Raw genomic sequence first — 26204 nt, 5'->3', positions numbered from 1 at the left:
GTTCATTATGTCGGCGACTCAAAATTACGGCACCGGCCGTCGTAAGACTGCTACCGCTCGCGTCTTCCTGCGTCCGGGCACTGGCAAGATCTCCATCAACAACCGCAGCCTGGATACCTTCTTCGGCCGCGAAACCGCTCGCATGGTCGTGCGTCAGCCCCTGGAGCTGACCGAGACCGTCGAGAAGTTCGATATCTACGTTACCGTCGTTGGCGGTGGTGTAAGCGGTCAGGCCGGTGCTATCCGCCACGGCATCACCCGCGCCCTGATCGAATACGACGAGACCCTGCGCAGCCCGCTGCGTAAGGCCGGCTACGTAACTCGCGATGCTCGCGAAGTTGAACGTAAGAAAGTCGGTCTGCGTAAAGCGCGTAAGCGTCCGCAGTACTCCAAGCGTTAATCCGACGCTTGCAAAAAACGCCCAGTTTCTTCGGAGCTGGGCGTTTTTTTATGCGCAAAGAATTACGTCCTGCGACAGCTTGTCGCACGCGCGGATCCCCCGCCAATCAAGGCTTTCGGGTCATTTGTATCCGGCTATTACCTTGTCAGCAAAGGGGGTTTTCTTTACCATTTGGCGAATTTTTTGCGCGGCTCGATTTTTTACTTAGTAGAGGCCTGAACAACAGGCCACAGAAGCTGATGGGAGACGACTGAATGAGCAATGACGGCGTGAATGCAGGCCGGCGTCGCTTCCTCGTAGCGGCCACGTCCGTGGTCGGTGCTGCGGGAGCGGTGGGGGCTGCGGTCCCGTTCGTGGGGTCATGGCTGCCCAGTGCCAAGGCCAAGGCCGCGGGTGCACCGGTCAAGGTGAATATAAGCAAGGTCGAAGCAGGCCAGCAGATCATTGCCGAATGGCGTGGTCAGCCGGTGTTCATCGTGCGTCGTACCGAGGAAATCCTGGCTAACCTGCCGAAGATCCACGACCGCATGGCCGACCCGGAGTCCAAGGCTTCGGTGCAGCCGACCTACGTGGATCCGGTCAGCCGCTCGATCAAGCCGGAAATTCTGGTACTGGTCGGCATCTGCACCCACCTGGGCTGCTCGCCGTCCTTCCGCCCGGAAGTCGCCCCGGCTGACCTGGGTGCCGAGTGGGTTGGTGGCTACTTCTGCCCCTGCCATGGCTCCCGCTATGACCTCGCCGGCCGTGTCTACAAGGCGCAACCCGCGCCGATCAACCTGCCGGTGCCGCCGTACTCGTATGAGACGGATGACGTCATCGTCGTCGGTGTGGACCAGGAGAAGGCCTGATGAGCAAATTCATGGAATGGGTCGATGCGCGCTTCCCCGCGACCAAGATGTGGGAAGACCATCTGAGCAAGTACTACGCGCCGAAGAACTTCAACTTCTTCTATTTCTTCGGTTCGCTGGCACTGCTGGTACTAGTCAACCAGATCCTCACCGGTATCTGGCTGACCATGAGCTTCACTCCGTCCGCAGAAGAAGCCTTTGCGTCCGTCGAGTACATCATGCGCGACGTGGAGTACGGCTGGATCATCCGCTACCTGCACTCCACCGGTGCATCGGCGTTCTTCATCGTTGTCTACCTGCACATGTTCCGCGGCCTGCTTTACGGTTCCTACCAGAAGCCGCGTGAACTGGTGTGGATCTTCGGCATGCTGATCTACCTCGCCCTGATGGCCGAGGCCTTCATGGGCTACCTGCTGCCCTGGGGCCAGATGTCCTACTGGGGTGCCCAGGTGATCATCTCGCTGTTCGGTGCCATCCCGGTTGTGGGTGATGACCTGACCCAGTGGATCCGCGGTGACTACCTGATCTCCGGTATTACCCTGAACCGCTTCTTCGCCCTGCACGTGATCGCCCTGCCGATCGTCCTGCTCGGTCTGGTCGTGCTGCATATCCTGGCGCTGCACGAAGTGGGTTCGAACAACCCGGACGGCGTTGACATCAAGAAGAAGAAGGACGAGAACGGCATTCCGCTCGACGGTATCGCGTTCCACCCCTACTACTCCGTGAAAGACATCGTCGGCGTAGTGGTGTTCCTCTTCGTGTTCTGCTTCGTGGTGTTCTTCTTCCCGGAAATGGGTGGTTACTTCCTCGAGAAGCCGAACTTTGAACAGGCCAACCCGTTCAAGACTCCTGAGCACATCGCGCCGGTTTGGTACTTCACTCCGTTCTACGCGATCCTCCGTGCGGTACCGGACAAGCTCCTCGGCGTAATCGCCATGGGTGCTGCCATCGCCGTGCTGTTCGTGCTGCCGTGGCTGGACCGCAGCCCTGTGAAGTCCATGCGTTACAAGGGCTGGCTGAGCAAAATCTGGCTGCTGGTGTTCTGCATTTCCTTCGTCATCCTCGGCGTACTGGGTGTTCTGGCTCCGACTCCGGGTCGTACCCTGCTGTCCCAGGTGTGCACCACCCTGTACTTCGCGTACTTCATCCTGATGCCGTTCTACACAAGGATGGAAAAAACCAAACCGGTACCGGAAAGGGTGACAGGCTGATGAAAAAGCTATTTGCTGCATTTGTATTTGCTGCTCTGCCGGCTCTTTCCTTTGCTGCTGGCGGTCATGATGTACATCTGGACAAGGTCGACATCGACCTGACCGACAAGGCTGCCATGCAGGACGGCGCGCGTACCTTCGCGAACTACTGCATGGGCTGCCACAGTGCCAAGTTCCAGCGTTACGAGCGCGTAGCCAAGGATCTGGGCATTTCGGAAGAGCTGATGCTGCAGAACCTGGTCCTCACTGGCGCCAAGATCGGCGACCACATGAAGATCGGCATGCAGCCGCAGGACGCCAAGGTATGGTTCGGTGCAGCGCCGCCGGACCTGACCCTGGTTGCCCGCGTACGTGGCACCGACTGGCTGTACAGCTACCTGCGTTCCTTCTATGAAGATCCTGCACGTCCGTGGGGCGTGAACAACAAGGTCTTCCCGAACGTGGGCATGCCGAACGTACTGGTCAGCCTGCAGGGCCGTCAGGTCGTTGGTTGCAAGCAGGTTCAAGTGGTTGAGGACGGCAAGAAGCAGTTCGATCCGCTGACTGGTGCACCGCTGACCCATGAGGCCTGCGACCAGCTGACCGTGCTGCCGAAGACCGGCAAGCTGACCGAAGCTGAGTTCGACGAGAAGGTCCAGAACCTGGTGACCTTCCTCGCCTACTCGGCCAACCCGGTCAAGCTGGAAAGCCAGCGCATCGGTACCTATGTCCTGCTGTACCTGGCGTTCTTCTTCGTGTTCGCCTACCTGCTCAAGCGTGAGTACTGGAAGGACGTTCACTGATACGCCGCTGTACCGTTGTCAAAGCGCGCGCCCTTATAGGGCGCGCGCGTCTTTCTGCCCCTGAATAATTCGAGTGAGGAGGGCGCAATGGCCGTCACCAATAGGCTGGCCTGTTATTCCGACCCTGCCGACCACTACTCCCATCGCGTGCGCATTGTGCTCGCCGAGAAGGGGGTCGCCGCCGAGATCATCAATGTCGAGCCGGGCCGTTGCCCACCCAAGCTGGCCGAGGTGAACCCCTATGGCAGCGTTCCGACCTTGGTGGATCGCGATCTGGCTCTCTATGAATCCACGGTAGTGATGGAGTATCTCGAAGAGCGATATCCCCATCCGCCGCTGCTGCCGGTGTATCCGGTGGCTCGTGCCAATACCCGCCTGCTCATCCATCGCGTGCAGCGCGACTGGTGCTCGCTGGTGGACCGCATTCTCGATCCGCGCAGCAAGGACGCCGACAAGGCGCTGGCGCGCAAGGAGCTTCGTGAAAGCCTGACTGGCGTGTCGCCACTCTTTGCGGACAAGCCCTTCTTTCTGAGCGAAGATTTCAGCCTGGTGGATTGCTGCCTGCTGCCGATTCTCTGGCGCCTTCCCGTACTGGGCATCGAATTGCCGCGGCCGGCCAAGCCTCTCCTGGATTACATGGAGCGGGCGTTTGCCCGTGACTCCTTCCAGGCCAGTCTGTCCGCCGTCGAGCGCGAAATGCGCTAAGGAGACCTAGATGAATTCCAGTCGTCCCTATCTGGTCCGCGCGTTGTATGAGTGGATTGTCGACAACGATTGCACCCCGCACCTATTGGTCAATGCCGAGCACGCCGGCGTGCGGGTTCCGCCCGGTTACGCCAACGATGGCCAGATCGTGCTCAATGTTTCACCGAGCGCGGTGCGCCATCTCCACATGGATAACGAAGCGGTGAGCTTCGAAGGGCGTTTTGGTGGTGTTGCCCATAGCCTCTACATTCCTTCGGCTGCGGTCATGGCCATCTACGCCCGTGAGAATGGCCAGGGCATGGTGTTCGATCTTGAGCCGCCGCTGCCTGGTGATGATCCGGAGCCAGATGGCGATGGGCCTTCCGGTGACGAGCCGTCGGGCTCGGGTGGCGAGCCTTCGCGACCCAGCGGCCGGCCCAGCCTGAAAGTGGTCAAGTAATAAAAAAGGCGATCCCCGGATCGCCTTTTTCATGCCTGCCGTAAGGTCAGTTGGTGTATTCGAAGAGTCGGACGATCTTCTGTACCCCAGAGACGCTCTGGACAATGCTGGTGGCCAGCTGCGCTTCCTGGCGGGTAACCAGACCCAGCAGATAGACGATGCCGTTCTCGGTGATGACTTTGATCTGCGAGCTGGGGACCTTGCTGTCGGCCAGTAGCTGGGTAGTGATCTTGGTGGTGATGGTGCTGTCGTTCATGCGCGCCAGGGTGGAGGAGGGCGGCAGCACTTGCAGCTCGTTGTGCACACGACGAACACCCTGAGCGGACTGGGCGGCCTGACCGGCCAGTTCCTTGAGGTCGGCGCGCGGCGTCTGGCCGGCAAGCAGGACGACGCCGTTGTAGCTGGATACGACGATGTGCGAGTTGGTCTTCAGATCAGGGCTGGCCGCTTCGACTTTGGCGCGTACTTTCGATGGTGTGGACTGGTCATCGATGGTCTTGCCGATGGTGCGGCCACCGCAGCCGGAGAGCGCGAGGCAAAGGGCCAGGCCGGCGAGTATCAGTGGGGAACGGATCATTCTTCACTCCCAAACAGTTGGCGGTCGATCAGGTCGCAGAGGCAATGGATGGACAGCAGGTGCACTTCCTGGATTCGTGCGGTGATCTTGGACGGCACACGAATTTCCACGTCCTCCGGAAGAAGCAGGGAGGCCATGCCGCCGCCATCACGCCCGGTCAGGGCGACGACGACCATCTCGCGGTCGTGGGCGGCCTGGATGGCCTGGATCACGTTGGCCGAGTTGCCGCTGGTGGAGATGGCCAGGAGGACGTCACCAGGTTGGCCGAGCGCGCGGATCTGCTTGGAAAAGACTTCGTTGTAGCTGTAATCGTTGGCGATGGAGGTGATGGTCGAGCTGTCGGTGGTCAGGGCAATGGCCGGCAGGCTCGGGCGCTCGCGTTCGAAGCGATTGAGCAGTTCCGAGGAAAAGTGCTGGGCATCGCCGGCCGAGCCGCCGTTGCCGCAGGACAGGATCTTGCCCTCATTGAGCAGCGCGTGGACCATCACCATGCTGCCGTGCTCGATGTGCGGGGCCAGCACTTCCATGGCCTGCAGCTTGGTGTCGATGCTGGCTTGGAAGAGTTGGCGGATACGGGGTTGCATGTCCATCGGGTAAGACCTTCAGTGGGGCGACCGATCAGGTGTCGAAGGCGTTCTTCAGCCAAGTCAGTCGCGGGGGCGAATCACCGTCCATTGCATCGACGGCAATCACATCAAATCTACAAGGGTGTTTTGCCCAGCGGGATTCCTGCTGGAGGAACTGCTGGGCGGCGTATGCCAGTTTTTCGCGCTTGCGGGCATCGACGCTCTCGAGTGCGCCGCCCCATCCGGCATGACGCCGGTAGCGGACTTCGGCGAATACTACTGTATCGCCGTCGAGCATGACCAGATCGAGCTCGCCCCGCCGGCACAGCCAGTTCTGGGACAACAGACGAAGCCCATTTGCTTCCAGGTGGGCGCGGGCAGCGGCTTCTGCCGCTTGCCCGCGGACTCGTCGATCGATCAAGAGTCGCTGTCTTGCAGGCGCTGGACCTGGCCGTCGCGGAACTCGGCCCAGGGCAGCTGGCGCTCGACTCGACGAGCGGGGTTGAGGGTCAGGCGACCGGAAAGGCCATCAACCTTTGTTTCCGGCAGGGCCTTCAGTTGCGTCAGGCGCGGTGCCAGGCGATAGGCGTCAGCGCCCATTGCGTAGAGGCGGCCGAGGCTTCCGCCAGCCTGGGGCCATTGGCTGCCTACCTGCTGGCGCAGCGGATCATCGCCATTCAGCAGCCACGGGGTCTCGCAGAAGCGAATGCCGTTCAGGTCCTGGTACTGGGCCGGGTCGTTGCTCGCGGAATAGAGGTGGGAGGTGGCGTAGACCGGTACATCGCCTGCGTACTGGAAGGCCAGGGTCGGCTTGATCTGCTGGGCCTGCTGCGGGGTAGCGGCGAGGAAGATGAAGTCGACGTCCTGGCGGCGTGCCGGCTGGGCGGCCACCGGAACTCCCAGGGTTCCCTGCAGGCGCTTGGCGCGGGCTTCGCTCTGGCGGAGCTGGAAGAGATCGGCGATCTGCTGGGCCAGTGCGACAGGCTGATCGACATGCTCGGCAGCGATCAGTCGGCCGCCTTCAGCTTGCCAGCTTTGCTGGAAGGCGCGCAGTACACGGTCGCCCCACTCGCCACGAGGAACGAGTGCCACGGCGCTGCGCATGCCGTCAGCCCAGGCGCGACGAGCCACTTCGCGTGCTTCGTCTTCGGCGGCGAGGCCGAACTGGAAGAGTTGGGCAGGACCTTCCTGGCCGGAGTCGCTGTAGTTCAGGGCCAGGGTGGTGATGGGCAGTTGTTCGCGGGAGCTGAGTTGCTTGACCAGCGGCTTCTCCAGCGGACCGACCACCAGTTGCACTCCGTCGGCCTGGGCCTGGCGGTAGAAGTCGTCGATGGAGGTCAGCTTGGAGCTGTCATACAGCTCGATGGCTGGTTGCGGCTGACCGGATTGCTGGGCCTGGTAGTGGGCGGCGAGGAAACCGTCACGCAGTGCGCGGGATACCGAGGCAAGTTGGCCTTCCTGGGGCAGCAGCAGGGCAATCTTGGTCAGCGGCTGGCCGGCGATTTCCTTCAGCTTGGTCAGGGCCTGCGGCAGCTGCTTGGCGGCCGGGTGGTCCGGGTTCTGTGCACGCCAGTTGTCGATAGCGGCCTGCTGCTGTTCGAGGGTGGAAGACGTCTTGGTCAGTCGCGCGAGCTCCAGCCAGCCGGCCAGATCCTTGTCGGCGCCACCTTGCAGCTGGTCCAGCGGCAGGCTGGAAACCAGTGCCCAGATGGCTTCGTGGTTGTTGCTGGCAGCTTCGCCACTCAATAGGGGGGCAATGAACACACGCTCGCGTGCGGCGGCGAGGGTCTGGCCATCGGCCTCCAGGGCGCGGGCGCGGACGAGCTGGGTGCGCACCTGCTGGTCGACGGGCAGCTCGGCCAGGTGCTCGAGGCTGGGGTGGCTCAGGGCCTTGAGGGCGCTCTTCGGCTGGTTGCGGGCCATGGCCAATTCAGCGGCCAGGGTGCTGGCGAATATCTGCTGAGCGGGCTTCAGGCTTTCCATCGGAATCTGCTCAAGGATTCGAGCGGATCGGCCAACGTCCTGCTGTTTGTAGGCGAGGTCGGCGGCAGAAAGACGCAGCAGCACGGCCTGTTCCGGCTTGGCCTCGCTAGCCTGCTGTAGCAGTTGCTCGATGCTGGCCTCGGGGGTGCGGGGCAATTCGCCAAGGCTGGACGAGGGCGAGCTGGAGCAGGCAGCCAGCAGGCCAGCGAGGCATAGGGCGGAGAGCGGACGCAGGCAAGCGATCATTTATCGATCCCGATACTCGTTAAAGAAAGACGCGATTGTACCCAAGCACCGGTTGAGGCGCGATGTCGGGCCGGTGAATCGGGATACAATGCGCGCTTTCAGTCTTTTCCGAGGTGCCTTGTGACTCTTTCCTCCGCCAGCGGCAACGCCTCCGGCACGCTTTACGTAGTCGCAACGCCAATCGGCAATCTCGACGACATCACTGCCCGAGCTTTGCGGGTGCTGCGGGAGGTTGCTCTGATCGCCGCCGAGGATACCCGTCACTCTGCGCGCCTCCTGCAGCACTTCGGAATCGAAACTCCTCTGGCGGCCTGCCATGAGCACAATGAGCGCGACCAGGGTGGCCGCTTTCTCGCGCGCCTGCAGGCCGGAGAAGACGTGGCGCTGATTTCCGACGCGGGTACGCCGTTGATTTCAGATCCGGGCTTTCACCTGGTGCGCCAGGCGCGTGCCGCTGGCGTCGCGGTGGTGCCGGTGCCCGGTGCCTGCGCCCTGATCGCCGCCCTGTCGTCGGCCGGATTACCGTCGGATCGGTTCATCTTCGAAGGTTTCCTTCCGGCCAAGGCCAATGCGCGTCGCGGGCGGCTGGAAGAAATGAGGGAGGAACCGCGCACCCTCATCTTCTATGAGGCACCCCACCGGATTCTGGAGTCGCTGGAGGATATGCGCAGCGTCTTCGGTGGTGATCGTCCTGCAGTGCTGGCGCGTGAGCTGACGAAGACTTTCGAGACTCTGAAGGGCGCGCCGCTGGATGAACTGTGCGGCTGGGTGGCGGCTGACTCCAACCAGCAACGGGGGGAGTGCGTAGTGTTGGTGGGCGGCTGGCAGGCTCCGGAAGGTGAGGGCGCGCTGAGTGCCGAAGTCCTGCGGGTGCTGGATCTGCTGCTGGCTGAAATGCCGGTCAAGCGGGCTGCCGCGCTGGCGGCGGAGATCACCGGTGTGCGCAAGAATCTGCTCTATCAGGCGGCTCTGGAGCGACAGGCTGATTCCTGAGCTTGTTCTCGGAGGCGCCTGCCGTTAACCTTGGCGGCGGAGAGTCGATCGGACAGTCGCTGTCTCATTTCGTTCTGCGATTTTGAGAGGGAGGAAAGTCCGGGCTCCATAGGGCGGAGTGCCAGGTAACGCCTGGGAGGCGCAAGCCTACGGAAAGTGCCGCAGAAAATAACCGCCTAAGCGCGTAAGCGCCGGTAAGGGTGAAAAGGTGCGGTAAGAGCGCACCGCACGACTGGTAACAGTTCGTGGCTAGGTAAACCCCACTCGGAGCAAGACCAAATAGGAATCCATGGCGTGGCCCGCGTCGGATTCGGGTAGGTTGCTAAAGGCTGTCAGTGATGGCAGCCGTAGATGAATGACTGTCCTCGACAGAACCCGGCTTACAGATCGACTCTCTGCTTTTTTACTTCTCTCCGCGTTAGCTCTTCGGTGTTGCGTTCCCCTCCTTTCAAATGCCGAAAAGATCTTACTCTTAACAAATTACTTTAAGTTCGAAGTTCAGCTCCTTGTAAGTGCTGGATTTTCCTCCTGCTTTACTCCGTCAAAACCGTCTAAATCCCCTCTCAGCCCTCGCTAAATTGCCGTCCTGTAAGGAATTTTCCGCTTTTGCGCGCCTTGACGGTGGGGCTGGCCCATTTCTATAGTGTGCGGAAGTGGAGTGAAGTGGGTAGAAGTGGGATTTATCGGCAAGGAAAGCCAATCAAAGGGGGAGCGCAGCCGTGTTTCGCGGAGCCAACGCCATCAGTCTCGACGCTAAGGGGCGACTCGCGATGCCAAGTCGGTATCGGGACGAGCTCGTTTCGCGTTGTGGTGGCCAGCTCATCGTTACAATCGACGCCGTCGATCCCTGTTTGACTGTTTACCCCCTGCCTGAATGGGAGCTCATCGAAGCCAAGCTACGAGAGCTGCCTTCCCTGCGCGAGGAAACTCGTCGCCTGCAACGTTTGCTGATCGGTAATGCCGTGGACCTGGAGCTCGATAGCGCCGGTCGCTTTCTGGTGCCGCCGCGCCTGCGCGAGCACGCCGGACTGGACAAGCGGGCCATGCTGGTCGGTCAACTGAACAAATTCCAACTGTGGGATGAGGATGCCTGGAACGCGATTTCCGAGGCAGACCTCATGGCAATCAAACAGCCCGGCGGTCTGCCGGACGAACTACGTGACCTAATCCTGTGAGTGCAACCAGCAGCTTCCGCCATATCACCGTCCTGCTCGAAGAGGCAGTGGAAGGCCTCGCCCTGCGCGCGGATGGCTGCTACCTGGATGGCACGTTCGGGCGGGGCGGGCATAGCCGGCTCATCCTTGAGCGGCTTGGACCCGGGGGGCGCTTGCTGGGATTCGACAAGGACCCGCAAGCGATTGCGACGGGGCAAGCTCTGGCGGCCGATGACGGCCGCTTTGTCATTGTGCAAAGGAGCTTTGCCGAGCTCGGTGACGAAGTGCGCCAGCGCGGCCTGGATGGCAAGGTGGACGGCGTTCTGCTCGACCTTGGCGTCTCGTCCCCACAGCTGGACGATCCGGAGCGTGGTTTCAGTTTTCTCAATGATGGCCCGCTGGACATGCGCATGAACCCTGATCGCGGCCAGAGCGCTGCGCAGTGGATCGCCGGTGCCAGCGAGGACGAAATCGCCCGTGTCTTCAAGGACTACGGCGAAGAGCGTTTTGCCAAGCGAATGGCCCGTGCCGTGGTGCAGCGTCGCGCAGAGAAGCCCTTCGAACGCACCGCCGACCTTGCGGCCGTACTGAGCGCCGCCAACCCGGCCTGGGAAAAGGGCAAGAACCCTGCGACCCGTGCGTTCCAGGGCATCCGAATTCACGTCAACAACGAACTGGGCGACCTTGAGCAGGGGCTTGATGCCGCGCTCGAGGCAGTCGCCGTTGGCGGTCGCCTGGTGGTGATCAGCTTCCACTCCCTGGAAGACCGCATCGTCAAACAGTTCATGCGCAAGCACGCCAAGGGCGAAGCCGACAAGCTGCCCCGCGACCTGCCGATTCGTCAGGCCGTTTTCGAGCCGCGCCTGAAGCTGCTGGGTAAGCCGCAATACGCGTCGGACGAAGAGCTCAAGGCCAACCCGCGTTCGCGCAGTGCAGTCATGCGTGTGGCGGAGAAGCTGCGATGAGCCGCATTTACGCCAAGCCCCTGCCCGGTGGCAGCCTGCTGATGCTGCTGCTGTTTGGTGGCGTCCTGCTGTCCGCCATTGCCGTTTCCTATAGCGCCCACTGGAACCGCAAGCTGCTCAACGAGCTCTACGCGGAACTCAGCGTGCGCGACAAAGCCCAGGCCGAATGGGGGCGCCTGGTCCTCGAGCAGAGTACCTGGACCGCACACAACCGCATCGAGTCCCTGGCCAGCGAACAGCTGAAGATGCGCATCCCTGATCCGGCCGAAGTGCGGATGGTGGCGCCATGATGAAGCTGGAAGGCGCACTCTATCCCTGGCGCTTCCGGATCGTTCTGGGCCTGCTTGCCATCATGGTCGGCGCCATTTCCTGGCGTATCGTCGACCTGCACGTGATCGACCATGACTTCCTCAAGGCGCATGGCGATGCTCGTAGCGTTCGGCATATCCCGATTCCCGCCCACCGCGGCCTGATCACCGACCGCAATGGTGAACCGCTGGCGGTGAGTACCCCGGTCACCACGCTTTGGACCAACCCCAAGGATCTGATGGCGGTTCGCGACGAGTGGCCGCGCATCGCCCAAGCGCTGGGTCAGGACCCGAAAGGCTTCGCCCAGCGCATCGAGCAGAACGCCAATCGCGAATTCATGTACCTGGCGCGCGGCCTCACCCCGGAGCAGGGGCAGGCTGTTCTGGCCAACAAGCTGCCGGGCGTTTATGGGATCGAGGAATTCCGCCGGTTCTATCCGGCGGGTGAAGTGACCGCTCATGTGGTTGGCTTCACCGATGTCGATGATCGTGGGCGCGAAGGTGTCGAGCTTTCGTTCGAGGAATGGCTGGCCGGCGTGCCCGGCAAGCGCCAGGTCCTCAAGGATCGACGTGGCCGTCTGATCAAGGACGTCCAGGTCGCCCGCAATGCCAAGCCGGGCAAGACCCTGGCCCTGTCCATCGACCTGCGCCTGCAGTACCTGGCCCATCGGGAGCTGCGCAACGCCCTGGTAGAGAACGGCGCGAAGGCTGGCAGCCTGGTGATCGTCGACGTGAAGACTGGCGAAGTGTTGGCCATGGCCAACCAGCCCACCTACAACCCGAACAACCGTCGCAACCTGCAACCGGCCGCCATGCGTAACCGCGCGATGATCGACGTGTTCGAGCCGGGTTCTACGGTCAAGCCGATCTCCATGGCCGCTGCGCTGCAGACCGGCCGCTGGAAGCCCGAGAACAAGGTCGAGGTATACCCCGGCTCGTTGCAGATCGGCCGTTACACCATCAAGGACGTGTCCAGGACCGAAGGGCCGATCCTCGACCTGACCGGAATCCTGATCAACTCCAGTAACGTCGGCATGAGCAAGATCGCCTTCGATATTGGCGGCGAGACCATTTACGACACCATGCGCAGGCTCGGCCTCGGCCAGGATACCGGTCTCGGCTTCCCGGGCGAGCGTGTGGGCAACCTGCCCAACCACCGCGAGTGGCGCAAGGCCGAAACCGCCACCCTGTCCTATGGCTACGGTTTGTCCACTACCGCGATCCAGCTCGTCCATGCCTACGCCACCCTGGCCAACAACGGTCAGGCCGTGCCGCTGTCGATGACCCGGGTGGACAGCATCCCCGACGGTGCCCAGGTCCTTCCGGAAGAAGTGGCCAAGACCATGCAGGGCATGCTCCAGCAGGTGGTCGAGGCGCCGCGCGGTGTGTTCCGCGCACAAGTGCCTGGGTACCACGTGTCCGGCAAGAGTGGTACGGCGCGTAAAGCCAGCGTAGGAACCAAGGGCTACACCCAGAACGCCTATCGCTCGCTCTTCGCGGGCTTCGGTCCGTCCACCAATCCGCGCATTGCGATGGTGGTGGTGATCGACGAGCCCAGCAAGGCGGGCTACTTCGGCGGCCTGGTTTCGGCCCCGGTATTCGGCAAGGTGATGGCCGGCGCGCTGCGACTGATGAACATCGCGCCGGACAACCTGCCCACCGAGGAACAACAGACCGCGGAAGCGGCCACCGGCAAAGGAGGGCGGATCTGATGCCCATGCCACTGAACCAATTGTTGCCCCAGGCGCAAAGCGCCACCCTGATTCGTGAACTGACCCTGGACAGCCGCAAGGTGCGTCCGGGCGATCTGTTTCTGGCCGTGCCCGGTGCCCAGCACGACGGTCGAGACCACATTGCTGATGCGGTGTCCCGTGGCGCCGTCGCCGTGGCCTATGAAACCGTGGATGCGAAGGTGTCGGAAGCCGCTGGTGCCGAGCTGATCCCGATCAAAGGCCTGGCCGGTCAGCTGTCGGCTATTGCCGGTCGCTTCTATGGTGAGCCGAGCCGTGCCCTGCGCCTGGTCGGTGTCACCGGCACCAATGGCAAGACCAGTGTCAGCCAGCTGCTGGCCCAGGCCCTCGACCAGTTGGGCGAGCGCTGCGGCATCGTCGGTACCCTGGGTACCGGCTTCTATGGCGAGCTGGAAAGCGGTCGCCACACCACACCCGATCCGCTGGCCGTGCAGGCCACCCTGGCAGGCCTGAAACAAGCCGGTGCCCGTGCCGTGGCCATGGAAGTTTCCTCCCATGGCCTGGAGCAGGGTCGGGTTGCTGCGCTGGACTTCGATGTCGCGGCGTTCACCAACCTGTCCCGCGACCACCTGGACTTCCATGGTTCGATGGAGGCCTACGCGGCCGCCAAGGCCAAGCTGTTCAACTGGCCGAACCTGCGTGCGCGGGTGATCAACCTGGATGACGAATTCGGCCGCAAACTGGCCGGCGAACAGCACGAGTCGCGTCTGTTCAGCTACAGCCTGGAAGATTCCAGTGCCTTCCTTTATTGCCGAGAAGCCCATTTCGACGATCACGGCGTGCGTGCCCACCTGGTTACCCATCAGGGTGAAGGCTTGCTGCGCAGTCCGCTGTTGGGGCGCTTCAACCTGAGCAACCTGCTGGCCGTTGTCGGCGCGTTGCTGGCCATGGATTACCCGCTGGCCGATGTGTTGAAGGTCCTGCCGTCGCTGCAAGGCCCGGTAGGGCGTATGCAACGACTGGGCGGCGGCGAGAAGCCGCTGGTGGTGGTGGATTACGCCCACACGCCGGATGCCCTGGAGAAGGTTCTGCAGGCTCTGCGTCCCCATGTCCGTGGTCGCCTGCTCTGCCTGTTCGGTTGTGGCGGCGATCGCGATCGCGGCAAGCGTCCGCTGATGGCTGCCGTTGCCGAGCACCTGGCCGACCACGTGCTGGTAACCGACGACAACCCGCGTACCGAGGACCCGGCGCAGATCTTCGCTGATATCCGTCCGGGCTTCGCCGATGCGGACAAGGTCGAGTTCATCGCCGGCCGTGGCCTGGCTATCGCCCAGTTGATCGCTTCCGCTGGCGTTGACGACGTCGTGCTGCTGGCCGGCAAGGGCCATGAGGATTACCAGGAGATTGCTGGCGTACGCCATCCCTTCTCCGATCTCGATGAGGCGGCCAAGGCGCTGGACGCGAGGGAGGTGCCCAATGCTTAAGCCCTTCCGTCTTTCCGAACTCCTCGGACCGCTGCAAGCCGAGCTGGTGGGGGCCGACGTCGCCTTCACCGGCGTTTCCAGCGACAGCCGCAAGATCGAAGCCGGACAACTGTTCATCGCCCTGGTTGGCCCGCGTTTCGACGGCCATGACTACCTTGGCGACGTTGCTGCCAAGGGCGCCATCGCCGCTCTGGTACAGCGCAAGGTGGCGGATGCGCCCATCCCGCAACTGGTGGTGGCCGATACCCGCGAAGGTCTTGGCCGCCTGGGTGCCTACAATCGCGACGGTTTCACCGGCCGCGTCGCAGCGGTCACCGGTTCCAGCGGCAAGACCACCGTCAAGGAGATGCTTGCCAGCATCCTGCGGACCCAGGGAAGCGTGCTGGCAACGCGCGGCAACCTGAACAACGACCTCGGCGTGCCCCTGACCCTTCTGGAGCTGGGTGCCGAACACGACAGTGCGGTGATCGAACTGGGTGCCTCGCGCGTCGGTGAAATCCTCTACACCGTCGGCTTGACCCGGCCGCAGGTGGCGATTCTGAACAACGCCGGTACTGCCCATGTGGGCGAGTTCGGTGGTCCGGAAAAGATTGTCGAAGCCAAAGGCGAAATCCTCGAGGGGCTGCCGGCTGACGGCGTCGCCGTGCTGAACCGCGACGACCGCGCATTCGACATCTGGCACACCCGCGCTGCAGGCCGCCGCGTGATCAGCTTCGGCGTGACTGATGGCCGCGCCGATGTACGTGCCGAGAACCTGACCCGCGATGCGCGCGGTTGCATGGCCTTCAGCCTTCGTGGCCTGGCCGGTGACGCGGACATCCAGCTGAACCTGTTGGGGGCGCACAACGTCGCCAACTCCCTGGCCGCCGCTGCCGCCGCACACGCCCTTGGCGTGCCGCTGGTCGGGATCAAGGCAGGCCTGGAAAACCTGCAGCCTGTCAAAGGCCGCGCCGTAGCGCAGCTCGCCACGAGCGGCATGCGCGTGATCGACGACAGCTACAACGCCAACCCCGCGTCGATGCTGGCCGCCGTTGATATACTCGCCGGCTTTTCCGGTCGCACCGTCCTGGTGCTCGGAGATATGGGCGAGCTTGGCGACTGGGCCGAGCAAGGGCATCGCGAAGTTGGCGAATATGCTCGCGGCAAAGTCAGTGCCCTGTACGCCGTTGGCCCGCTGATGGCGCACGCCGTCGCTGCCTTTGGTGCCCAGGGGCGCCACTTCGCCGACCAGGCCAGCCTGATCCAGGCGCTGGTCAGCGAGCAGGATGCAAACACCACAATTTTGATCAAAGGCTCCCGCAGCGCGGCGATGGACAAAGTCGTCGCGGCATTCTGCGGGACGGGGGAGGCTCACTAATCATGCTGCTGCTGCTCGCTGAGTACCTGCAACAGTTCTATAAAGGGTTCGGCGTATTCCAGTACCTGACCCTGCGCGGGATTCTCGGCGTCCTGACAGCGCTGTCGCTGTCGCTCTGGCTCGGTCCCTGGATGATCCGCACCCTGCAGATCCGCCAGATCGGTCAGGCCGTACGTAACGATGGCCCGCAATCGCACCTGTCGAAATCCGGCACGCCGACCATGGGTGGCGCGCTGATCCTGACCGCCATCGCCATCAGCACCCTGCTCTGGGCCGACCTGTCCAATCGCTATGTGTGGGTGGTGCTGGCCGTGACCCTGGCGTTCGGCGCCATCGGCTGGGTGGATGACTATCGCAAGGTGATCGAGAAGAACTCCCGGGGCCTGCCGAGCCGCTGGAAGTATTTCTGGCAGTCCGTGTTCGGCATCGCCGCCGCGATCTTCCTTTATATGACCGCCAGCACGCCGGCCGAGACCACACTGATCCTGCCGCTGGTGAAGAACATCGAGATCCCGCTGGGCATTGGCTTCGTGGTGCTGACCTACTTTGTGATCGTCGGCTCCAGCAACGCGGTGAACCTGACTGACGGCCTCGACGGCCTGGCCATCATGCCCACCGTGATGGTCGGCGGCGCGCTGGGGATCTTCTGCTACCTGTCGGGCAACATCAAATTCGCCGACTACCTGCTGATCCCTTACGTACCGGGCGCGGGCGAGCTGATCGTGTTCTGCGCCGCCCTGGTGGGCGCCGGCCTCGGCTTCCTCTGGTTCAACACCTACCCGGCCCAGGTCTTCATGGGTGACGTCGGCGCCCTGGCCCTGGGCGCGGCGCTGGGCACCATCGCCGTGATCGTGCGCCAGGAAGTGGTGCTGTTCATCATGGGCGGCGTGTTCGTCATGGAGACCTTGTCGGTGATGATCCAGGTCGCATCGTTCAAGCTGACCGGTCGTCGTGTTTTCCGAATGGCCCCTATCCATCACCACTTCGAACTGAAAGGCTGGCCCGAACCCCGGGTCATCGTACGGTTCTGGATCATCACTGTGATCCTGGTGCTCGTTGGTCTTGCCACCCTGAAACTGAGGTAATCGAGAGTGACGCTGATCGCTTCCGACCAGTTCCGCATCGTTGTCGGCCTCGGCAAGAGCGGCATGTCCCTGGTGCGCTTCCTGGCGCGCCAGGGCGTGCCGTTTGCCGTGGCTGATACCCGTGCGAACCCGCCGGAGCTGGCGACGATCCAGAGCCAGTTCCCGCAGGTGGAAGTGCGTTGTGGCGAGCTCGATCCGGATTTCCTCAGCCGCGCCAGCGAGCTTTACGTGAGCCCTGGCCTGGCCGTGGCCACGCCTGCGCTGCAAGAAGCGGCAAGGCGCGGTACCAAGCTGTCCGGTGACATCGAACTGTTCACTCGCCATGCCAAGGCGCCGATCGTCGCCATCACCGGCTCGAACGCCAAGAGCACTGTCACCACCCTGGTGGGCGACATGGCCCAGGCCGCCGGCAAGCGTGTCGCTGTAGGCGGCAATCTTGGTACCCCGGCGTTGGACTTGCTGGATGACGACGTCGAGCTCTACGTGCTGGAGCTGTCCAGTTTCCAACTGGAAACCACCGACCGGCTGAATGCCGAGGTGGCCACCGTGCTCAACGTCAGCGAAGACCACATGGATCGCTACGCTGACATGCAGGCCTACCACCTCGCCAAGCACCGCATCTTCCGTGGCGCGCGCCAGGTCGTTGTCAATCGCGGCGACGCCTTGTCGCGTCCGCTGGTGGCCGACCAACTGCCGTGCTGGACATTCGGCCTGAACAAACCTGACTTCAAGTCCTTCGGCCTGATAGAGGAAGACGGCGAGAAGTACCTGGCCTACCAGTTCGACAAGCTGATGTCGGTTCGCGAACTGAAGGTTCGCGGCGCCCACAACCAATCCAATGCGCTGGCTGCCCTGGCTCTGGGCCACGCGGTCGGCCTGCCGTTCGAACCCATGCTCGATACCCTGCGCACGTTCGCCGGGCTGGCCCATCGCTGCCAGTGGGTGCGCCAACTGCGTGGCGTGTCCTACTACGACGATTCCAAGGCAACCAACGTCGGTGCAGCCCTGGCGGCCATCGAAGGCCTGGGCGCCGATATCGACGGCAAGCTGGTGCTGATTGCCGGCGGTGATGGCAAGGGCGCTGATTTCTCTGGCCTCAAGGGCCCGGTGGAAGCGTTCTGCCGCGCCGTCGTTCTGCTGGGCCGCGATGCCGAGCTGATCGCCGCCGCGCTGGGAGATGCCGTGCCGCTGGTTCGGGTCAAAACCCTGGACGACGCCGTGCTGCGCTGCTCCGAACTGGCCGAGGCTGGCGACGCCGTACTGCTCTCGCCGGCGTGCGCAAGCCTGGACATGTTCAAGAACTTCGAAGAACGCGGGCGTCTATTCGCCCAGGCCGTGGAGGGGCTCGTCTGATGCTGGCCCGTCTGCTCGCCGCCCCGTCGCCGCTGCGCAGCCGCCGCGGCATCGACATTGACTTCCCGCTGCTGGCCGGTTGCCTGTCGCTGCTCGGCCTGGGCCTGGTGATGATCACCTCGGCTTCGTCGGAAGTCGCGGCGGCGCTGTCCGGCAACCCGCTGTACCACATGATCCGCCACCTGATTTACCTGATGATCGGTCTCGTCGCGGGCCTGATCACGCTACAGATCCCCATGGCTTTCTGGCAGCGCCATGGTGCTCGACTGATGTTGGCTGCCATCGTCCTGCTGATCATGGTCCTGCTTCCCGGGATCGGCCGAGAGATCAACGGCGCCAAGCGCTGGATTGGTTTCGGTCTGTTCAACCTGCAGCCGTCCGAGTTGGCCAAGCTGTTCACCGTGATGTTCATCGCCGGCTACATGGTGCGTCGCCAGGACGAAGTTCGCGAGAAGCTGACCGGCTTCATCAAGCCAATGCTGGTGCTGGGCCCGATCGCCGTACTGCTGCTGGCCGAACCGGACTTCGGAGCCACCGTGGTGCTGGTGGGCTCCTGCATCGCGATGCTCTTCCTCGGCGGTATCAATCTGGTTCGCTTCATCCCCCTGGCAGGCGCTGTACTGGCTGCCGGCGTCTTGGTCATGACCAGCCAAAGCTACCGGATGCAGCGTCTGACCAACTTCGTGGATCCCTGGGCCGACCAGTACGGCGCGGGCTATCAGCTCAGCCAGGCACTGATCGCCTTCGGTCGTGGCGAATGGTTCGGTGTTGGCCTGGGCAACAGCATCCAGAAGCAGTTCTACCTGCCGGAAGCCCATACCGATTTCGTGTTCGCCGTGCTGGCCGAAGAGCTGGGAATGGTGGGCGCACTGGCAACCGTCGGCCTGTTCGTCTTCGTCAGCGTCCGGGCCCTCTACATTGGGCTGTGGGCTGAGAAGGCGCGCCAGTATTTCTCCGCCTACGTCGCCTACGGCCTCGCTTTCCTCTGGATCGGCCAGGTGTTGATCAACATCGGCGTGAACGTCGGTCTGCTGCCAACCAAGGGCCTGACCCTGCCGTTCCTCAGCTACGGCGGCAGCTCCCTGGTGATCTGCTGCGTCAGCCTGGCCTTGTTGCTGAGAATCGAATGGGAGCGGCGTACCCAGTTGGGCAACGAGGAAGTGGAGTTCGTCGAGAGTGATTTCTTCGACGAGGAGGTGCGCCCATGAGCGGCAACGTGCTGATCATGGCCGGCGGCACCGGCGGCCACGTATTCCCCGCCCTGGCCTGTGCTCGCGAGTTCCAGGCCCGTGGTTTCAAAGTGCACTGGCTGGGTACGCCGAAAGGCATCGAGAACGAACTGGTTCCCCAGGCCGGCCTGCCGCTGCACCTGATCCAGGTGAGTGGCCTGCGCGGCAAGGGATTGAAGTCCTTGCTCAAGGCTCCATTCGAACTGCTCAAGTCGCTGTTCCAGGCGCGCCGCATCGTGCGTGAGCTCAAGCCGGTCTGCGTGCTGGGCATGGGCGGCTATGTCACCGGTCCCGGCGGACTGGCCGCGCGCCTGTCCGGCGTACCGCTGATCATTCATGAGCAGAACGCCGTGGCTGGCACTGCCAACCGCAGCCTGGCACCGATCGCCAGCCGCGTTTGCGAGGCCTTCCCCGATACCTTCGGGAAAAGCGACAAGCGGCGCACCACCGGCAACCCGGTGCGTGAAGAGCTGTTCCTGGAAACTCCGCGTGACACCCTGGCCGGTCGCAAGCCGCGCCTGCTGGTGCTGGGCGGCAGCCTGGGCGCCGAGCCCCTGAACAAGCTGCTGCCCGAAGCCCTTTCCCGGCTGTCCGCTGACCTGCGCCCGGAAGTGTTCCACCAGGCCGGTCGCAAACATGACGAGATCACTGCGGAGCGTTATCGCGAGGCCGCGGTCGAAGCGGAGGTCGCGCCTTTCATCAAGGACATGGCCCGTGCCTATGCCTGGGCCGATCTGGTCATCTGCCGTGCGGGCGCCCTGACCGTGAGCGAACTGGCCGCTGCCGGCCTGCCATCGTTCCTGGTGCCGCTGCCCCATGCGATCGACGACCACCAGTCGCGCAATGCCGAATACCTGGCGAAGGAGGGCGCGGCCGTCCTTCTTCCGCAACATTCCACTGACGCGGCCACGCTGGCCGCTCAGCTGACCGAGGTCCTGATGCAGCCCGAGAAACTCAAGGCCATGGGCGCTACCGCCCGCCGTCTGGCCAAACCCGCAGCCACCCGCACCGTGGTCGAGATCTGCCTGGAGGTGGCCAATGGTTGAGAGCCAGAAAGCCATGCCCCAGCCGGAGATGCGCCGCATCCGTCGTATCCACTTCGTCGGCATCGGCGGCGTGGGGATGTGCGGGATCGCCGAAGTGCTGTTGAACCTGGGCTACCGGGTTTCCGGTTCCGACCTCAAGGCCTCGGCCGTGACTGAGCGCCTGGAGAAGTTCGGCGCGCAAATCTTCATCGGCCACCGCGCCGAGAACGCCGAGCACGCCGATGTGCTGGTGGTGTCCAGCGCCGTGAACAAATCCAACCCCGAGGTTGCGGTCGCCCTGGAACGCCGTATCCCGGTGGTGCCGCGCGCTGAAATGCTCGCCGAGCTGATGCGCTACCGCCACGGCATCGCCGTCGCCGGTACCCACGGCAAGACCACCACCACCAGCCTGATCGCGTCGGTCTTCGCCGCCGGCGGCCTGGACCCGACCTTCGTCATCGGCGGTCGCCTGAATGCCGCGGGCACCAATGCCCAGCTCGGCACCAGCCGCTATCTGGTGGCCGAGGCCGACGAGAGCGACGCCAGCTTCCTGCACCTGCAGCCGATGGTGGCCGTGGTCACCAACATCGACGCGGACCACATGAGCACCTACGAGGGCGACTTCAATCGACTGAAGAAGACCTTCGTGGAGTTCCTCCACAACCTGCCGTTCTACGGTCTGGCCGTGCTCTGCGTGGATGACCCGGTGGTCCGCGAAATCCTGCCCCAGGTGGCACGCCCCACCGTGACCTACGGCTTCTCCGAAGACGCCGACGTACGCGCCATCAATATCCGTCAGGAAGGCATGCGCACCTGGTTCACCGTCCTGCGCAAGGACCGCGAGCCGCTGGATGTCTCGGTGAATATGCCGGGCAACCACAACGTGCTGAATTCCCTGGCCACCATCGCCATTGCCACCGACGAAGGCATCAGCGACGAAGCCATCGTCCAGGGCCTGTCCGGCTTCCAGGGCGTGGGCCGGCGCTTCCAGGTCTACGGCGAGCTTCAAATCGAAGGCGGTAGCGTGATGCTGGTAGACGACTACGGCCACCATCCGCGCGAAGTGGCCGCAGTGGTCAAGGCCGTTCGTGGTGGTTGGCCGGAGCGCCGCCTGGTGATGGTCTACCAGCCGCACCGCTACAGCCGTACCCGCGATCTTTACGACGATTTCGTGCAGGTACTGGGTGAAGCCAACGTCCTGCTGCTGATGGAGGTCTACCCGGCTGGCGAAGAGCCGATTCCCGGTGCCGACAGCCGTCAGCTCTGTCACAGCATTCGTCAGCGCGGCCAGCTGGACCCGATCTATATCGAGCGTGGCGTGGACCTCGCGCCACTGGTCAATCCGCTGCTGCGTCCCGGCGACATCCTGCTCTGCCAGGGGGCCGGTGACATCGGTGCACTGGCACCGCAACTGATCCAGAACCCGCTGTTTGGCGGTCAGGCCGAAGACGCCGCCAAGAGGAAGACGAAATGAGCGCGCACTTCAAATCCACCCTCGAGCCGGCTGCGTTCGGTCGGGTCGCCGTGCTCTACGGCGGCAAGAGCGCCGAGCGCGAGGTTTCGCTGAAATCCGGCGCCATGGTGCTGCAAGCCCTGCAGTCTGCCGGTGTGGACGCTTTCGGCATCGATGTCGGTGACGACCTGCTGCAACGGCTGCAGGCGGAAAAGATCGACCGCGCCTTCATCATCCTCCACGGCCGTGGCGGCGAAGACGGCAGCATGCAAGGCCTGCTGGAGTGCCTGGAAATCCCCTATACCGGCAGCGGCATCCTGGCTTCGGCCCTGGCGATGGACAAGCTGCGTACCAAGCAGCTGTGGATCAGCCTCGGCTTGCCGACGCCGCGCCACGCCGTGCTGGCCAGCGAGCAGGACTGCCGCCAGGCAGCCACTGAGCTGGGCTTCCCGCTGATCGTCAAGCCGGCGCATGAAGGTTCCAGCATCGGCATGGCGAAGGTCGAGGACGTCGACGCGCTGATCGAGGCCTGGCGTGATGCAGGCGTCTACGACCCGCAGGTACTGGTGGAACAGTGGATCCACGGCCCGGAATTCACCGTTGCCTGGCTGCGCGGCGAAGTGCTGCCGCCCATCCGCCTCGGTACCCCGCACACCTTCTACGACTACGACGCCAAGTACCTGGCCAGTGATACCCGCTACCAGATCCCCTGTGGCCTGGATGCGGACAAGGAAGAGGAGCTGAAGCAACTCACCGCGCGCGCCTGCGAAACCCTCGGCATCCAGGGCTGGGCCCGTGCCGACGTCATGCAGGACGCCGAAGGGCGCTTCTGGCTCCTTGAAGTCAACACCGCACCGGGCATGACCGATCACAGCCTGGTGCCCATGGCCGCACGCGCTGCGGGTCTGGATTTCCAGCAATTGGTGCTGGCGATCCTGACCGACAGCGTCGAGGCAAGGGGCTGATCCCATGCGTAGCGCCACTATCCGCCGCCAGGAACCCGTAATCGGCCGCGTCGCTCCGTCGCGCAAGCCGATACCGCGTGGCGCCAGCCGGACGGTGGCCAAGGAACCGCTGAGCCAGCGCCTGCCCAAGCCCAGTTTTGGCTTCCTGCGCAAGCTGGTCTGGCCGGTGATGCTCGTGGTGCTCGGTTTCGGTGCCTACGAAGCGGCCCAGCGGCTGCTACCGTACGCCGACCGGCCCATCGCCAAGGTCAATGTCCAGGGCGATCTGAGCTACATCAGCCAGCAGGCGGTTCAGCAGCGCATTGCGCCGTACATCGCCGCGAGCTTCTTCAGCATCGACCTGGCGGGCATGCGCCGCGAGCTGGAGCAGATGCCGTGGATCGCCCACGCCGAGGTACGCCGGGTGTGGCCGGACCAGGTGATGGTCCGACTGGAAGAACAACTGCCCATCGCCCGCTGGGGCGACGAGGCACTGCTGAACAACCAGGGCCAGGCATTCGCCCCGCGCGAACTGGCCCACTACGAACAGCTGCCGCAGCTCTGGGGACCGCAGCGCGCCCAGGAGCAGGTAATGCAGCAATACCAGATGCTCAGCCAGATGCTGCGCCCGCTCGGCTTTTCCATAGTCCGGCTGGAGCTGCGCGAGCGCGGCAGTTGGTTCCTGTCCACCGGGCAGGGCGTCGAGCTCCTGCTTGGGCGGGATCATCTGGTGGAGAAGATGCGACGTTTTATCTCGATCTACGAAAAAACGCTGAAGGACCAGATTGCGAACATAGAGCGCGTCGACCTGCGCTATCCCAACGGCCTCGCAGTGGCCTGGCGGACGCCGGTCGAGGCCCCGGCGGCGACCACGGTCGCCGTGCAGTGAATTAGAGAGAAGGTTAGAAGCATGGCAAGCGTACAGAGCGGCAAGATGATCGTCGGCCTGGACATCGGCACCTCCAAGGTGGTGGCGTTGGTGGGCGAGGTTGCGGCTGATGGCCAACTCGAGATCGTCGGCATTGGCACTCACCCGTCGCGCGGCCTGAAGAAGGGCGTGGTGGTGAACATCGAATCCACCGTGCAATCCATCCAGCGCGCGGTGGAAGAGGCTCAGTTGATGGCGGGTTGCCGCATCCACTCGGCCTTCGTCGGCATCGCCGGCAATCACATCCGCAGCCTGAACTCCCACGGCATCGTGGCGATTCGCGATCGCGAAGTCAGCGGCGCCGATATCGAACGCGTACTGGATGCCGCCCAGGCTGTCGCCATCCCGGCCGACCAGCGTGTGCTGCACACCCTGGCCCAGGACTACGTGATCGATAACCAGGAAGGCGTGCGCGAGCCGCTGGGCATGTCCGGCGTCCGCCTGGAAGCCAAGGTGCACGTGGTGACTTGCGCGGTGAATGCCGCTCAGAACATCGAGAAGTGCGTGCGCCGCTGCGGTCTCGAAGTCGACGACATCATCCTCGAGCAACTGGCCTCGGCCTACTCGGTCATCACCGATGACGAGAAAGAGCTGGGCGTCTGCCTGGTGGACATCGGCGGCGGCACCACCGACATCGCTATCTTCACCGAGGGCGCGATTCGCCACACCGCGGTGATCCCGATCGCCGGCGACCAGGTGACCAACGACATCGCCATGGCCCTGCGTACGCCGACCCAGTACGCCGAAGAGATCAAGATCCGCTACGCCTGCGCCCTGGCCAAGCTGGCCGGTGCCGGCGAAACCATCAAGGTGCCCAGCGTGGGCGACCGTCCGCCGCGCGAACTGTCGCGCCAGGCCCTGGCTGAAGTGGTCGAGCCGCGTTACGACGAGCTCTTCACTCTGATTCAGGCCGAGCTGCGCCGCAGCGGTTACGAAGACCTGATTCCGGCGGGCATCGTCCTGACCGGGGGCACCGCCAAGATGGAAGGCGCGGTGGAACTGGCCGAAGAGATTTTCCACATGCCGGTGCGCCTGGGCGTACCGCATAGCGTGAAGGGGCTCGCCGATGTCGTGCGCAACCCCATCTATTCCACGGGCGTAGGCCTGCTGATGTACGGATTGCAGAAGCAGTCCGACGGCATGCCTGTCTCCACTGGCAGCTACGGCTATGCCGAAGAAGCCAAGGCTCCTGTACTGGAACGGCTCAAGCGCTGGGTTCAGGGCAATTTTTAACCGCGGTACGCAGTAGGCGAAAAAACTAAAAAAGGAAGGAGAGGGGAAAATGTTCGAACTCGTAGATAACGTTCCGCAAACAGCGGTCATCAAGGTAATCGGCGTCGGTGGTGGCGGTGGCAACGCCGTGAACCACATGGCCAAGAGCAGCATCGAAGGCGTCGAGTTCATCTGCGCCAACACCGATGCCCAGGCGCTGAAGAACATCGGCGCGCGCACCGTGCTGCAACTCGGCCCGGGCGTGACCAAGGGCCTGGGTGCCGGCGCGAATCCGGAAGTCGGCCGTCAGGCTGCCATCGAGGACCGTGAGCGCATCGCCGAAGTGCTGCAGGGCGCCGACATGGTCTTCATCACCACCGGCATGGGCGGCGGCACCGGTACCGGCGCTGCACCGATCATCGCTGAAGTGGCCAAGGAAATGGGCATCCTCACCGTTGCGGTGGTGACCCGTCCGTTCCCGTTCGAAGGCCGCAAGCGCATGCAGATCGCCGACGAGGGCATTCGCTCCCTGGCGGAAAGCGTCGACTCGCTGATCACCATCCCCAACGAGAAGCTGCTGACCATCCTCGGCAAGGACGCCAGCCTCCTGGCCGCCTTCGCCAAGGCCGACGACGTGCTCGCCGGCGCGGTGCGTGGCATCTCCGACATCATCAAGCGTCCCGGCATGATCAACGTCGACTTCGCCGACGTTAAGACCGTGATGGGCGAAATGGGCATGGCGATGATGGGTACCGGCTGCGCCAGCGGTCCGAATCGCGCTCGCGAAGCCACCGAGGCTGCTATCCGCAACCCGCTGCTGGACGACGTGAACCTGCAGGGCGCTCGCGGCATCCTGGTGAACATCACCGCTGGTCCGGACCTGTCCCTGGGCGAGTACTCCGACGTGGGCAACATCATCGAGCAGTTCGCTTCCGAGCACGCCACCGTCAAGGTGGGTACCGTGATCGACCCGGATATGCGTGATGAACTGCACGTAACCGTCGTGGCCACTGGCCTGGGTGCGCGCATCGAGAAGCCGGTCAAGGTGGTCGACAACACTGTTCAGGCAGCCGCCGTGGCCACCGCCACCGTTGCCGCTCGTCCGGAGCAGCCGTCCGTCAACTACCGCGACCTGGATCGCCCGACTGTGATGCGTAATCAGGCTCACGCCGGTGCGGCCACCGCGGCCAAGCTCAACACTCAGGATGACCTGGATTACCTGGATATCCCGGCATTCCTGCGTCGCCAGGCTGATTGATGATTTGT

The 26204-nt window shown here is 63.4% G+C and carries 26 protein-coding genes and 1 other RNA gene; 23 read left to right on the top strand and 4 right to left on the bottom strand.

Annotated elements, in window-relative coordinates; translation table 11 throughout:
- Nucleotides 1–7 precede the first annotated feature (7 nt).
- From rpsI to E8E91_RS02120, 6 genes are all read left to right on the top strand, one after another.
- Entirely contained in the window at nucleotides 8–400 is a 393-nt protein-coding gene (rpsI, locus tag E8E91_RS02145; protein ID WP_003448478.1) for a 30S ribosomal protein S9, read from the top strand.
- 254 nt (nucleotides 401–654) lie between these two features.
- Entirely contained in the window at nucleotides 655–1248 is a 594-nt protein-coding gene (gene petA, locus E8E91_RS02140) for a ubiquinol-cytochrome c reductase iron-sulfur subunit (RefSeq protein WP_151131975.1), read from the top strand.
- On the top strand, nucleotides 1248–2459 hold the full coding sequence (locus E8E91_RS02135) for a cytochrome bc complex cytochrome b subunit (protein ID WP_280367164.1): 1212 nt from the start codon (nucleotides 1248–1250) through the stop codon (nucleotides 2457–2459). The genes petA and E8E91_RS02135 overlap by 1 nt, the downstream gene beginning before the upstream one ends.
- Nucleotides 2459–3241 carry a cytochrome c1 gene (locus E8E91_RS02130; RefSeq protein WP_280367166.1) on the top strand — a complete coding sequence of 261 codons (783 nt, stop codon included), beginning with the start codon at nucleotides 2459–2461 and terminating at the stop codon, nucleotides 3239–3241. Before E8E91_RS02135 ends, E8E91_RS02130 begins: the two co-directional genes overlap by 1 nt.
- An 87-nt stretch (nucleotides 3242–3328) precedes the next feature.
- A complete protein-coding gene (locus tag E8E91_RS02125; protein WP_280374403.1) occupies nucleotides 3329–3946 on the top strand; it encodes a glutathione S-transferase N-terminal domain-containing protein in 618 nt (205 codons plus the stop codon).
- A gap of 10 nt (nucleotides 3947–3956) precedes the next feature.
- Complete coding sequence (locus tag E8E91_RS02120; protein ID WP_280367170.1) at nucleotides 3957–4385, top strand: ClpXP protease specificity-enhancing factor; 429 nt, start codon at nucleotides 3957–3959, stop codon at nucleotides 4383–4385.
- 46 nt (nucleotides 4386–4431) lie between these two features.
- On the opposite strand, the gene E8E91_RS02115 is transcribed toward E8E91_RS02120, so the two are convergent.
- From E8E91_RS02115 to E8E91_RS02100, 4 genes are read right to left on the bottom strand one after another with little or no spacing between them, the layout of a single operon-like run.
- Nucleotides 4432–4962, bottom strand: coding sequence for a BON domain-containing protein (locus E8E91_RS02115; protein ID WP_280374402.1), 531 nt, complete (start codon nucleotides 4960–4962; stop codon nucleotides 4432–4434).
- Nucleotides 4959–5552 carry a phosphoheptose isomerase gene (locus E8E91_RS02110; protein WP_077526499.1) on the bottom strand — a complete coding sequence of 198 codons (594 nt, stop codon included), beginning with the start codon at nucleotides 5550–5552 and terminating at the stop codon, nucleotides 4959–4961. The genes E8E91_RS02115 and E8E91_RS02110 overlap by 4 nt, the downstream gene beginning before the upstream one ends.
- 28 nt (nucleotides 5553–5580) lie before the next feature.
- The gene (locus tag E8E91_RS02105) at nucleotides 5581–5949 is read right to left on the bottom strand and encodes a YraN family protein (RefSeq protein ID WP_280374401.1); all 369 of its coding nucleotides are present in this window, start codon (nucleotides 5947–5949) and stop codon (nucleotides 5581–5583) included.
- Nucleotides 5946–7757 carry a penicillin-binding protein activator gene (locus E8E91_RS02100; RefSeq protein WP_280374400.1) on the bottom strand — a complete coding sequence of 604 codons (1812 nt, stop codon included), beginning with the start codon at nucleotides 7755–7757 and terminating at the stop codon, nucleotides 5946–5948. Before E8E91_RS02100 ends, E8E91_RS02105 begins: the two co-directional genes overlap by 4 nt.
- Before the next feature lie 120 nt (nucleotides 7758–7877).
- On the opposite strand from E8E91_RS02100, the gene rsmI reads away from it, so the two are divergent.
- The 17 genes from rsmI (at nucleotide 7878) to ftsZ (ending at nucleotide 26196) form a co-directional block, all read left to right on the top strand.
- Complete coding sequence (gene rsmI / locus E8E91_RS02095) at nucleotides 7878–8750, top strand: 16S rRNA (cytidine(1402)-2'-O)-methyltransferase (RefSeq protein WP_280374399.1); 873 nt, start codon at nucleotides 7878–7880, stop codon at nucleotides 8748–8750.
- 40 nt (nucleotides 8751–8790) lie between these two features.
- Nucleotides 8791–9149: RNase P RNA component class A (rnpB, locus tag E8E91_RS02090), an RNA gene on the top strand.
- Nucleotides 9150–9469: 320 nt separating this feature from the next.
- Nucleotides 9470–9925, top strand: a complete 456-nt coding sequence (gene mraZ, locus E8E91_RS02085) for a division/cell wall cluster transcriptional repressor MraZ (protein ID WP_151131983.1) — start codon at nucleotides 9470–9472, stop codon at nucleotides 9923–9925.
- Nucleotides 9922–10869, top strand: a complete 948-nt coding sequence (gene rsmH / locus E8E91_RS02080; RefSeq protein ID WP_280374398.1) for a 16S rRNA (cytosine(1402)-N(4))-methyltransferase RsmH — start codon at nucleotides 9922–9924, stop codon at nucleotides 10867–10869. The genes mraZ and rsmH overlap by 4 nt, the downstream gene beginning before the upstream one ends.
- Nucleotides 10866–11159 carry a cell division protein FtsL gene (gene ftsL, locus E8E91_RS02075; RefSeq protein WP_280367183.1) on the top strand — a complete coding sequence of 98 codons (294 nt, stop codon included), beginning with the start codon at nucleotides 10866–10868 and terminating at the stop codon, nucleotides 11157–11159. Before rsmH ends, ftsL begins: the two co-directional genes overlap by 4 nt.
- Nucleotides 11159–12889, top strand: a complete 1731-nt coding sequence (locus E8E91_RS02070; protein WP_280367372.1) for a penicillin-binding transpeptidase domain-containing protein — start codon at nucleotides 11159–11161, stop codon at nucleotides 12887–12889. The genes ftsL and E8E91_RS02070 overlap by 1 nt, the downstream gene beginning before the upstream one ends.
- Nucleotides 12889–14352, top strand: coding sequence for a UDP-N-acetylmuramoyl-L-alanyl-D-glutamate--2,6-diaminopimelate ligase (murE, locus tag E8E91_RS02065; protein WP_280374397.1), 1464 nt, complete (start codon nucleotides 12889–12891; stop codon nucleotides 14350–14352). Before E8E91_RS02070 ends, murE begins: the two co-directional genes overlap by 1 nt.
- Nucleotides 14345–15709, top strand: coding sequence for a UDP-N-acetylmuramoyl-tripeptide--D-alanyl-D-alanine ligase (gene murF, locus E8E91_RS02060; RefSeq protein ID WP_280374396.1), 1365 nt, complete (start codon nucleotides 14345–14347; stop codon nucleotides 15707–15709). Before murE ends, murF begins: the two co-directional genes overlap by 8 nt.
- 2 nt (nucleotides 15710–15711) lie before the next feature.
- Nucleotides 15712–16794 carry a phospho-N-acetylmuramoyl-pentapeptide-transferase gene (mraY, locus tag E8E91_RS02055; RefSeq protein ID WP_280355911.1) on the top strand — a complete coding sequence of 361 codons (1083 nt, stop codon included), beginning with the start codon at nucleotides 15712–15714 and terminating at the stop codon, nucleotides 16792–16794.
- A 6-nt stretch (nucleotides 16795–16800) separates the two neighbouring features.
- On the top strand, nucleotides 16801–18147 hold the full coding sequence (murD, locus tag E8E91_RS02050) for a UDP-N-acetylmuramoyl-L-alanine--D-glutamate ligase (RefSeq protein ID WP_280374395.1): 1347 nt from the start codon (nucleotides 16801–16803) through the stop codon (nucleotides 18145–18147).
- Nucleotides 18147–19355: a putative lipid II flippase FtsW gene (ftsW, locus tag E8E91_RS02045; protein ID WP_280374394.1), complete on the top strand. Its 1209-nt coding sequence runs from the start codon at nucleotides 18147–18149 to the stop codon at nucleotides 19353–19355. Before murD ends, ftsW begins: the two co-directional genes overlap by 1 nt.
- On the top strand, nucleotides 19352–20422 hold the full coding sequence (gene murG, locus E8E91_RS02040) for an undecaprenyldiphospho-muramoylpentapeptide beta-N-acetylglucosaminyltransferase (protein ID WP_280367194.1): 1071 nt from the start codon (nucleotides 19352–19354) through the stop codon (nucleotides 20420–20422). The genes ftsW and murG overlap by 4 nt, the downstream gene beginning before the upstream one ends.
- The gene (gene murC / locus E8E91_RS02035) at nucleotides 20415–21875 is read left to right on the top strand and encodes a UDP-N-acetylmuramate--L-alanine ligase (RefSeq protein WP_280374393.1); all 1461 of its coding nucleotides are present in this window, start codon (nucleotides 20415–20417) and stop codon (nucleotides 21873–21875) included. The genes murG and murC overlap by 8 nt, the downstream gene beginning before the upstream one ends.
- A complete protein-coding gene (locus tag E8E91_RS02030) occupies nucleotides 21872–22819 on the top strand; it encodes a D-alanine--D-alanine ligase (protein WP_280374392.1) in 948 nt (315 codons plus the stop codon). Before murC ends, E8E91_RS02030 begins: the two co-directional genes overlap by 4 nt.
- 4 nt (nucleotides 22820–22823) lie before the next feature.
- The gene (locus tag E8E91_RS02025; RefSeq protein ID WP_190827194.1) at nucleotides 22824–23687 is read left to right on the top strand and encodes a cell division protein FtsQ/DivIB; all 864 of its coding nucleotides are present in this window, start codon (nucleotides 22824–22826) and stop codon (nucleotides 23685–23687) included.
- Nucleotides 23688–23708: 21 nt separating this feature from the next.
- A complete protein-coding gene (ftsA, locus tag E8E91_RS02020) occupies nucleotides 23709–24959 on the top strand; it encodes a cell division protein FtsA (protein WP_190827196.1) in 1251 nt (416 codons plus the stop codon).
- A 49-nt stretch (nucleotides 24960–25008) separates the two neighbouring features.
- Nucleotides 25009–26196, top strand: coding sequence for a cell division protein FtsZ (gene ftsZ, locus E8E91_RS02015; protein WP_190827198.1), 1188 nt, complete (start codon nucleotides 25009–25011; stop codon nucleotides 26194–26196).
- Nucleotides 26197–26204: the final 8 nt, after the last annotated feature.

Origin of the sequence: Pseudomonas sp. BN515, assembly GCF_029873155.1 — a bacterium.
GTDB lineage: Bacteria > Pseudomonadota > Gammaproteobacteria > Pseudomonadales > Pseudomonadaceae > Metapseudomonas.
The sequence above is the reverse complement of the archived record's forward strand: the minus strand, read 5'-3'. Positions and strand labels throughout refer to the sequence as shown.